The organism is Staphylococcus sp. KUGN1, from assembly GCF_045984185.1.
Classification (GTDB): Bacteria; Bacillota; Bacilli; order Staphylococcales; family Staphylococcaceae; genus Staphylococcus; species Staphylococcus warneri_A.
Map to the genome: position 1 here is coordinate 156,065 of NZ_JBJQIL010000004.1, position 10,387 is coordinate 166,451.

At 35.7% G+C, this 10,387-nt stretch carries 6 protein-coding genes and 1 pseudogene; 1 reads left to right on the top strand and 6 read right to left on the bottom strand.

The annotated features are described in order from the left end of the window. Positions 1–5: 5 nt before the first annotated feature. The 6 genes and pseudogenes from ACJQQZ_RS10415 to ACJQQZ_RS10440 form a co-directional block, all read right to left on the bottom strand. Positions 6–632: an ABC transporter ATP-binding protein gene (locus ACJQQZ_RS10415; RefSeq protein ID WP_145506578.1), complete on the bottom strand. Its 627-nt coding sequence runs from the start codon at positions 630–632 to the stop codon at positions 6–8. After that, positions 607–1,350: an ATP-binding cassette domain-containing protein gene (locus ACJQQZ_RS10420; RefSeq protein WP_145506581.1), complete on the bottom strand. Its 744-nt coding sequence runs from the start codon at positions 1,348–1,350 to the stop codon at positions 607–609. Before ACJQQZ_RS10420 ends, ACJQQZ_RS10415 begins: the two co-directional genes overlap by 26 nt. A gap of 8 nt (positions 1,351–1,358) precedes the next feature. Beyond that, positions 1,359–2,129, bottom strand: a complete 771-nt coding sequence (locus tag ACJQQZ_RS10425; RefSeq protein ID WP_145506584.1) for an ABC transporter permease — start codon at positions 2,127–2,129, stop codon at positions 1,359–1,361. Continuing rightward, on the bottom strand, positions 2,122–3,081 hold the full coding sequence (locus ACJQQZ_RS10430) for an ABC transporter permease (RefSeq protein ID WP_145506587.1): 960 nt from the start codon (positions 3,079–3,081) through the stop codon (positions 2,122–2,124). The genes ACJQQZ_RS10425 and ACJQQZ_RS10430 overlap by 8 nt, the downstream gene beginning before the upstream one ends. Position 3,082: 1 nt before the next feature. Further along, positions 3,083–4,624, bottom strand: a pseudogene (locus tag ACJQQZ_RS10435) (ABC transporter substrate-binding protein). 11 nt (positions 4,625–4,635) lie between these two features. Next, a complete protein-coding gene (locus ACJQQZ_RS10440; RefSeq protein ID WP_408023135.1) occupies positions 4,636–5,325 on the bottom strand; it encodes a class I SAM-dependent methyltransferase in 690 nt (229 codons plus the stop codon). A 515-nt stretch (positions 5,326–5,840) separates the two neighbouring features. Here ACJQQZ_RS10440 and ACJQQZ_RS10445 point away from each other — a divergent pair. Beyond that, positions 5,841–10,387 (top strand): lectin-like domain-containing protein (locus tag ACJQQZ_RS10445; protein WP_408023136.1); only part of this gene is annotated, 4,547 nt, incomplete at its 3' end.

Consider the following 10,387-nt stretch of genomic DNA (forward strand, 5'->3'; position numbering starts at 1 on the left):
CAATTTTATAAATCCAAGTCGAGTCTCTGACCCTTAAAGTAATCTAACACATATGAATCGTGTGAGATGATAATCATTTGAATCTGTGTTAATTCCTTTAGCATGTTGAGAATCGTTTCTTCATTAATAATGTCTAAATTCGTAGTTGCTTCATCAAGTATTAATATTTGTGGTTCCATAATAAGAGCTTTAGCAATCCAAAGTCGCTGAAATTGGCCACCACTCAATGTACTTACACGTTGATCTAAAATCGACTGAGGTAAAATACATTGTTTAAGTACTGTCGTGATTCTCTCATGATAAGTTGACGGATCAAAATGATGATTTTTCAACGGCGTTAATAAGATATCACGTACTCTTTTTCGATGATCTAATGTATTGCTTTGATATTGTGGTACATATTGAATCTGTTTCATCCATCTTTTCGTTTGAGTGTCTTTTCTTGAAATGCCATTGTACTTGATTTGGCCAGTATAATCTAAATCTAATCCAGCTATCATTTTCGCTAAAGTAGACTTCCCGCTACCACTTTTTCCACATATCAGTAAATGACCTTCTGTTAAATCTAATGTTATATCTTTTAAAATCGGTTGATGTTGAATACTTTTAGACAGTTGTTTGATTGTAAGCATATTGCTTTCTCCTATGCGCAATGTCGATTAATTTCTTCGTATAATCGTCTTTGGGATGTTGAAGTATCTCCTTAGCAGTACCATTTTCTAGGAGATGACCTTCTTTCATAATGCTAATATGTGTCGCATAATCTTCTACTAAATTAAGATCATGTGTGATAAATATCATCGTCATCTGTTTTTCCTTCATTATCTTCGAAAGATAACGCATTACCTTTTGACTATTTTTCTGATCGAGTGCACTTGTAGGTTCGTCTAAAACTAAACATTGAGGCTTGCTAATCAATGCCATCATTAGCGCAACTCTTTGAGCCATACCACCACTCAATTCGAAAGGATAAGATTTTAATAAGCGTTGTGGTTCTTCTAAACCAAAGGCTGTCATCATTTCAATCAACTGCACACGTCGCTCTGACTTGGTCAATTTCGATGATTGCGCTTGATATAACATATCAAAGTGTTTATCAAGGGGAATATTTTGAAACATGTTACTCGTTGTATCTTGAAACACTGCATCAACGTTGGCCAAATTGATATCAATTTGCCCTTGATACGATAATTCTGAAGAAGTCATATTTAATATTGTACGAATTAACAAGGACTTCCCACTACCACTTTCACCTATAACACAATGAAACGCACCCTTTTGAATATCTACAGAAATTGAATTTAATAATGTGCGCGCATTGTTAAAAACACTTAAACAATCGACACTCACAAAGGTTGTTATTTCATTATTTTGTTGTTGAGCATTTGAAATAATAAAGCATAACCTCCTAATAGTAGTCCCGGGAAGAAGAATAACCACGGTGCCGCACTAAAGTAACTCTTACCATCAAATAATATTGTCCCTAATTCAGGTGTGGGTGGTTTAATCCCTAGACCTAAAAAGGCTAACCCTGAAATGCTTAACATAATTTTACCTATATCTGCAGTAATTAGGGCTAGTACATTACTCATTAGATGAGGAATAGTATGCACTAATGTTGTTTTCATCTTAGAATTACCACTTAATACTGCGTAAGTAATAAAAGGTTGCTTTTGTAAATCTCTAGTTAAATTTCTAAAGTAACGTAAGTAGCGTCCTAACCATCCTATTGTGAGTGCAAATAGTAATCCTAGCATTGAATCACTCACTAAACTTAAAACAACTAAAGCAATAATAAACGATGGGATAGCTAATAATAAATCCGCTAAAAACATACAACTTTTATCAAACCAACGTCCTTCTATACCTGCAATTAATCCCAGTATTAAACCGATACCGATACTTAACACGATTACTGTCATCGTTAATCCAATCGTCACGATACTTCCCTGGATAAGACGCAATAGAAAATCTCTACCTAACTGATCTGTTCCTAATAAATGATTGAAACTAGGTGGACGTAATCCTAATGCTTCATTCAACTGTTGTGGTATCAAACTAACAACTATAGCTACAATCATCATGAATATAAAACCTACTATTATATATACAGATTTATGTTTATTCATGATTACCCACCCTTACTATATTAGGTTGAGTTAATTGCTTGTGCTGAATTCGAGGTTCATTCTTAATCATTAGTATATCTCCCAAGTAATTCGTAATCATAATTGCGACAATTACTAGCATGATAATACCTTGAATTACTGGGTAATCACGTTGATTGATTGCAGTAATCAATAATTTGCCTATACCTGACATACTAAAAATCACTTCTAAGATAACAACCTTACCAAACAAATGAATCATACTATTAATCATGATCGTTACTAATGGTGCGATAATATCTTTAATCTGCACATAGATTCGATGTTTTAGTTTAAAACCACGTAATAAGGTTAATTGGTAAGCATCACTTTTAAGCGTTCCTTCTATTAAATGTGCTGTCATTAGAATAATATGACAACCTTCTACTATGACTAGCACTGTAACAGGTAGCACAAAGTGTAACCACGTACTGCTTCCTACAAAGGGTAACAACTGCAAGCGAATGCCAAAGTAATACACGAATAATATCGCCAACCAATATTCCGGCATTGAGGTTAAGATTTGAGCGATACTTCTAAGCATTAACCCCCATTTATGACCTGGATTGACGCCAACCACATAACCAATAGCGAATCCTAACGGTAATAAAATGGCCGTTGCTACTATCATTAATGTCAATGTAGGCGTTAATGATTGAATAATCATAGAAGTCACTGGCTCACTTGTACTAAAGCTATAACCAAGATCCCCTGTAAAAGCATGTACAACCCAATCTAGATACCTTAATATCATATGATGACCTAGACCTAGTTGATGTTGTGCTGCTTCTATATTTTCCTGGGAAATATGTGTGTACCCATGTCTTTGTAAATACAAGATGGCAGGATTTCCTGATGTCTTTTCCACTAACAGAAATATAATGAATGAACTCATAAATAAGTACAGCAATAATTTCAAAGTACGTTTAAACATTTTATTGCTTAACTTTCAGATGTTTATAGTCGATAGGCGCATCAGTAAGACCTGAGAATTTAAATGATTCAATCTTATGACTCGTCACAAATGTTTCATTTGGATAAGCAATCGGCACACCATAATAACTACTATTAAAATGTTTAAATATATCATCCATTGCCTGTTGTTGCTCATCACGGTTAATCTTTTTAGGGTAAGCATCTAACTTCTCTGATAACACTTTATCGTTTGCAAGCACCCCTGATTTACCATCAATATTTTTAAATACTGAATTCATAAAGTTATAAGGCATTAAGGCATCTGAGTAAGTTCTATAGAAAATGAGATCAAAGTCTTTTTTCGTCCATAACGTGTCATAATACGATTGCGAATCTAATGTTTTAATCTTTAATTCGATACCTGCTTTTTTCAATTGATCTTGAACTTGTTCTGCTTTATCTTTCCAATTTGGAAATTCTGCAGTTTGAATAACAAGATTGAATGATAATGGTTTACTATCCTTTTCATAAATGCAGTTATGATTTTTCTTATAGCCTTCTTCTTTAAGAATTTTTTCAGTATCTTTAATATTATAGTCATGCTGTTGTTGGTTCTTATCATTTACATATTGAACATCCTTTTGGAAAATGCCGCGCATATGTTGATCTGATAATTGTTTTGTATTGATGGCTTTACTTATTGCTTCTCTTATTTTGGTATCTTTTAATGTCTTATGATCTGGATTAAAGGCCATAAAATGACTAACTGTACTTGGTCGGTCTTCTATTGTTAAGTCTTTATTTTTCTTATCTTGTTTTAATTGTTGGTCTGATAACATTCCTAATGAACCACCAGAAATATCTACAGAACCACTCTGTATAGCTGAATTTCTAGAATCACCATCTTCTATCGTTTGGAAAGATAAGTCATATTTAACTGGATGCTCGTGATTGTAATACTTATTCGGTTTCATTGTCGTTTTTTCCTTACCTGCTTTATCTACAACGAATGCACCAGTACCAATTGCCTTCTTAAACTTGCCATCGACCTTGCCACCTTCAAGCGCATGCGGACTCATAATACGCAACGGTCTCACTTGTGTTAGTTCATTCAGTACCTGATTAGATGGTTATTTCAATTTTATCTGTACTGTTTGTGAATCTTTTACCACCACTTGATCTAATTGCTTTAATGTTTCAACAGTCGTTTCTTTATTCATCTTTTTAGCACGGTCAATTGAAAATTTAACTGCTTTAGCGTCTAGTTTGGACCCATCAGAGAATTTCACATTTTCTTTCAAATGAAATTCATATTCTTTTCCTGAGTTATCAACTTTCCATCGATCTGCTAAACCTGCTTTGATGCCTTTCTTCTTATCGTACTGAACAAGTGAATCGTATACTGCACTATAAACCGGCATCGCAGCATCATAACCTTGTGCATCTAATTTATCTGCTTTCGCCTCTGTTGGTAATGACACATTAATATTGTGATCATCCTTAGTATGACTTGAACAACCCGCTAGTAGTAACGTCGTTGTAGTTACCACCGATAATAATATTCACTTTTTCATTATTTTGTTCCTTCTTTCAATGTAGCTTTAATTAAAAATGATTCTTCAAATAATGTACGTAAATAGTCACTCGGAGATAAATAAAAATCACTATAGTTTGTAAGATTGATAACGTCAGGTACGCTTTCTTTTATCACTGCTACTTCAAAACCTTCTGCGACAAAGCTATCAACGATATATTTTAATGAATGATCTTGAGATGGCGTCGCACCATATTTATCGATGGTTTCTTTCATAAAATATCTACTTGGATTATTCGTATGATCTGCAAATGTGGCGTAATAAACACCCTTTTCTTTTAAAACTGCTTTTAAATCTCTTGCATGTTGAGGGACATCTTCAATAAGATATAACACTGACGTACTTATAGCTGTATCAAACTTATATCCCGTTGTTTGAGGCTTATCCGTTAAAAAGTATTCGAGGGGGAGTTGTTCTTTTAATGTGTTTGCTTTTTCTAATGAGTTGTATGCTAAATCGATGCCCACACCTTTTTCAAATTCATATGTCTGATACAGTTGTCGTAAAAAACCACCCTGATTACAACCAAAGTCTAAAATTGTTTGTCCCTTAATATGGACTGGATCAAGCATCTGAATGATTCTTTGCCAAGACTCTTGATGGTCCCTTGCCATATCATCATCCGTTTCTTCTCCCTTTTTCCACCAAATATCGTATGTATTTCCCATATTATTATCCTTAACCTTTCAAATCGTAATTATTTCGTTTTAAAGATTACTATAAAAAAGTAAATAATACAATATAAATTTATAGCCACAATTAAATTAATTAAAAAAGCCTAATTGATAACATAACAGCATATCAATTAGACTTTGAAGACTTATTAAGTTCATTTATCTTTATATTACAATCATTAAGACCGATGTCAGATTGACCTCAGACAAACCAGAGTGTGCCCTTATCAAACATTTTCCTATTTACTTGCAAATTTATAAAAATAAGTTTTCTCAAAAACATTTAGCTTAATTATAATTGTCGACAGAAACATTGCTAACACAATATTATTTAATTTAGCTCTATTCGTTACCAAAAAGTAACAAATTTATTTTCCAAATAATATTATTATTTATTATTCTTTATATGTGGTATATTTGTATTGTAATATTGAAGTTATTTATTAGTGTATTATTACATTGAGACTAACCCATTCTTACAAAGCAACATTTAAAAGGAGTATGGTTCAATGTCAAAAAGACAAAGAAATTTAAAACACAGTTTAGAAGAAGAAAAATCACGGGTTAAATTATATAAATCAGGCAAACACTGGATTAAATCAGGTATCAAAGAAATTAAACTCATGCAAATCATGGGATTACCTATCTTTTCTAATCACACAAGTGAAGGTCCTGATGAAACACAAGACAAAGGTAATTTCGTAAAAAGAAATGCTATAAAAGCTACAACCATAGCTGGTGGTGCTTTTACAGTGAATATGTTACATAATCATCAAGCTATGGCGGCTTCTGAATTGCCTATAACTTCAGAACTTTCCACGCAAAGTGAAGCTGTTGCAAATCAAAATTCAACAGAACTTAAACATGCAAGCACCAACGAAAATCCTTCAAATAGCGAATCGGTTTCCTCAGAAAAAACACAAAGTTCAGAAAAAAATGACAATGCTGATAGTACTCAATCTACAGATAGTCAAAGTGATCAATCAAACACACAATCAAGTGAGAGTGTGAAAGATCAAACTGAACAACAAAGTGAATCCGATCAATCACATAACGACAGCCACTCAGAACAATCATCCAAGCAAGATCAATCAGAACATAATAGTACGACATCTAGTGAAAGTGAAGGCGATAGTAAAGATGCTAAAAGTACAACATCTTCTACTAACGACAAATCAACTGATACACAATCACAGAAATCTACATCTACTTCACAAGACCAACAACAAAGTACGTCTAGTAAACCTAAAGTAGATACGAATGAAGGTCAGTCTCAATCATCAACACAAAGTAAAGATAGTCAAACACCAAACAATGCTACAACTAGTGAATCATCATCTAATCAAAATAACATTGTTAAAAGTGAATCGATTACAAATCAAACGTCCTATGTGAATGAAAGAATGACACATACTGCTTCTGAAAGTGTAGTCACAACACCCGTTGCAAGTGAGTCTACTAAACCAACTAATACTACTAAAGTACGTGCTTTTAGTCGATTAGCGGTCAATCGTTTAGCAGCAGCTGCAACACCAACACCTATTGCACCAACAACATCACAAGTTGTTGTTGATAAAAATAACTTTACCGACCATTTCACAACAGTTGGTTCTGCAACTTTTGATAAGAACACTGGTATTGCTACACTGACACCGGATGCAAGTAGTCAAAAAGGTGCCATTTCACTTGGTACTAAAATCAACTCCAATAAGAGTTTCCACTTCACTGGTAAAGTTAACTTAGGAACGCGTTATGAAGGTTTTAGTCCTGATGGCGTTACTGGCGGAGATGGAATTGGATTTGCTTTCTCACCTGGTACTTTAGGCCAAATCGGTAAAGAAGGTGCAGCTTTAGGTATCGGTGGCTTAAATAATGCGTTCGGATTTAAACTAGATAGTTATCATAATACCTCTCAACCAAACGCATCAGCAAGTGCCAATAAAGACCCTGCGAATGTATCAGGCGGAGGCGCATTCGGTGCATTTGTAACAACCAACTCAAGTGGTGTCGCATCGACATATACGGATAGCACTAAGACAGCAAACGCAGCGAAATTAACAACACAACCTAACGGTACCTTCCAAGATTTCGTCATTGATTATAATGGTGATACAAAAGTGATGACAGTCACGTATGCTGGTCAAACATGGACACGAAATATTTCAGATTGGATTAAAGCAAGTAATAATACCAATTTCTCTTTATCTATGACTGCTTCTACAGGTGGTGCACGAAATTTACAACAAGTTCAAATTGACTCATTCACCTATACAGAATCTGCTACAGCACAAGTTCACTATGTTGATGCTAATACTGGTAAAGAAATCATTCCACCTAAAACATTGGCTGGAGACGTTGATAATACTGTAAACATTGATGATCAACAAAGTAACTTAACATCTAAGGGTTATCAGTTAGTCAATGTAGATAGTACATATGCACCGACATACAATGCTACAAATAAAACAGTTAAGTTAACTAATGCTGGTCAAGCTATCACCATCTTCTATAAAGATGTTAAAGCGCCAACAATTAATATGACGAATCAAACTAAAGAAATTAATAGTCCTATTTCACCAATCACAGTGAATAGTACAGATAATGGTACCGGAACAGTAACTAATACTGTCACTGGACTACCTGCTGGATTATCTTATGATTCAACATCAAATACAATCACAGGTACGCCAACTCAATTAGGCAATAATACGGTGACGGTTACTTCAGTAGACCAAGCAGGTAATTCATCATCATCTACTTTCACTATCAATGTCGTAGATACTACTAATCCTGTGATTGATATCGGTAATCAGTCTAATCAAGTTTTCACACCTATTAACAATGTCACTATCAATACAAGTGATAATAGTGGTTCAACGACTGACACAGTAACTGGGTTACCTCCAGGATTAACATATGATCCATCTACTAAAACAGTAAGCGGTACACCATCACAATTAGGTAGTTATACTGTGACAGTTACTTCAAAAGATGCAAGTAACAATACAACAACTAAAACATTTACATGGAATATAGAACGTAATGCAGCTAGTGATTCACTATCCAACTCCGAAAGCACGTCTACTATAACTAGTACAAGTACCTCTAATAGTACATCAAATAGTAATAGTATTTCGGCTTCGAACAGTACAAGTACGTCATTGAGCGATTCGAAAAGCAACAGTTTAAGTGCATCGACTTCGACGAGCGCTTCGACTTCTGATAGTACAAGTGCGTCATTAAGTGGTTCTCAAAGTGCAAGCACGTCTGCAAGTACTAGTAGTAAATTAAGTGATAGCGCAAGTGCTTCAACAAGTGCCAGTGATTCTACTTCTTCTAGTACATCCGCAAGTGATAGTGCGTCGACTTCTAGCAGTACAAGTGCGTCATTAAGCGGTTCTCAAAGCGCAAGCACGTCGACAAGTACTAGTAGTAAATTAAGTGATAGCGCAAGTGCTTCAACAAGTGCGAGTGATTCTACTTCTTCTAGTACGTCTGCGAGTGATAGTGCATCGACTTCTAGCAGTACAAGTGCGTCATTAAGCGGTTCTCAAAGCGCAAGCACGTCGACAAGTACTAGTAGTAAATTAAGTGATAGCGCAAGTGCTTCGACAAGTGCGAGTGATTCTACTTCTTCTAGTACGTCTGCGAGTGATAGTGCATCGACTTCTAGCAGTACAAGTGCGTCATTAAGTGGTTCTCAAAGCGCAAGCACGTCGACTTCGTTAAGTGATAGTACGTCTACAAGCGACAGTACTTCATTGAGCGATTCTGAAAGCACAAGTACATCCACTTCATTAAGTGACAGTACTTCAACAAGCGACTCAACGAGTACGTCGCTTTCTGATAGTTCATCTACAAGCGGCAGTACGTCATTGAGCGATTCTGAAAGCACAAGTACATCCACTTCATTAAGTGACAGTACTTCAACAAGCGACTCAACGAGTACGTCGCTTTCTGATAGTTCATCTACAAGCGGTAGTACGTCATTGAGCGATTCTCAAAGTACAAGTGCTTCAACTTCGTTAAGTGATAGCACTTCAACAAGCGACTCAACGAGTACGTCACTTTCTGACAGTTCATCTACAAGCGGTAGCACATCATTGAGTGACTCCGAAAGTACAAGTACGTCGACTTCATTAAGTGACAGTACTTCGACTAGCACTTCACTTTCTGATAGTTCGTCAACAAGCGGCAGTACGTCATTAAGCGATTCTCAAAGTACAAGTGCTTCTACTTCGTTAAGTGATAGTACTTCAACGAGCGATTCAACGAGTACGTCTCTATCTGACAGTTCATCTACGAGCGGTAGTACTTCATTAAGCGACTCTGAAAGTACAAGTGCTTCAACTTCAATGAGTGACAGTACTTCAACGAGCACTTCACTTTCTGATAGCTCGTCTACAAGTGGTAGTACTTCATTAAGTGACTCTGAAAGTACAAGTGCATCATCATTAAGTGACAGTACTTCTACTAGTGACTCAACTAGTACGTCACTTTCTGACAGCTCATCGACGAGTGGTAGTACTTCATTGAGTGATTCTCAAAGTACTAGTACGTCTACTTCTTTAAGTGACAGTACTTATACGAGTGATTCAACGAGCACGTCGCTTTCTGACAGTTCATCTACAAGCGGTAGTACATCACTAAGTGGTTCTGAAAGTACAAGTGCATCATCATCATTAAGTGACAGTACTTCATTAAGTGACTCAACTAGTACGTCACTTTCTGACAGCTCATCTACAAGTGGTAGTACATCACTAAGTGGTTCTGAAAGTACAAGTGCATCATCATCATTAAGTGACAGTACGTCAACGAGTGATTCAACGAGTACTTCTCTTTCTGATAGTTCATCTACAAGTGGTAGCACGTCATTGAGTGATTCTGAAAGCACAAGTACATCCACTTCTTTAAGTGACAGTACTTCTACTAGTGATTCAACAAGTACTTCTCTTTCTGATAGCTCATCGACGAGCGGCAGTACGTCATTAAGCGATTCTGAAAGCACAAGTGCTTCTACTTCATTAAGTGACAGTACTTCTACTAGTGATTCAAC

What these genes read in the sequence shown, in the direction of transcription:
- ACJQQZ_RS10425 (WP_145506584.1), bottom strand. Translation starts at nt 2,129, where the DNA reads ATGAATAAACATAAATCTGTATATATAATAGTAGGTTTTATATTCATG.
- ACJQQZ_RS10415 (WP_145506578.1), bottom strand. Translation starts at nt 632, where the DNA reads ATGCTTACAATCAAACAACTGTCTAAAAGTATTCAACATCAACCGATT.
- ACJQQZ_RS10440 (WP_408023135.1), bottom strand. Translation starts at nt 5,325, where the DNA reads ATGGGAAATACATACGATATTTGGTGGAAAAAGGGAGAAGAAACGGAT.
- ACJQQZ_RS10430 (WP_145506587.1), bottom strand. Translation starts at nt 3,081, where the DNA reads ATGTTTAAACGTACTTTGAAATTATTGCTGTACTTATTTATGAGTTCA.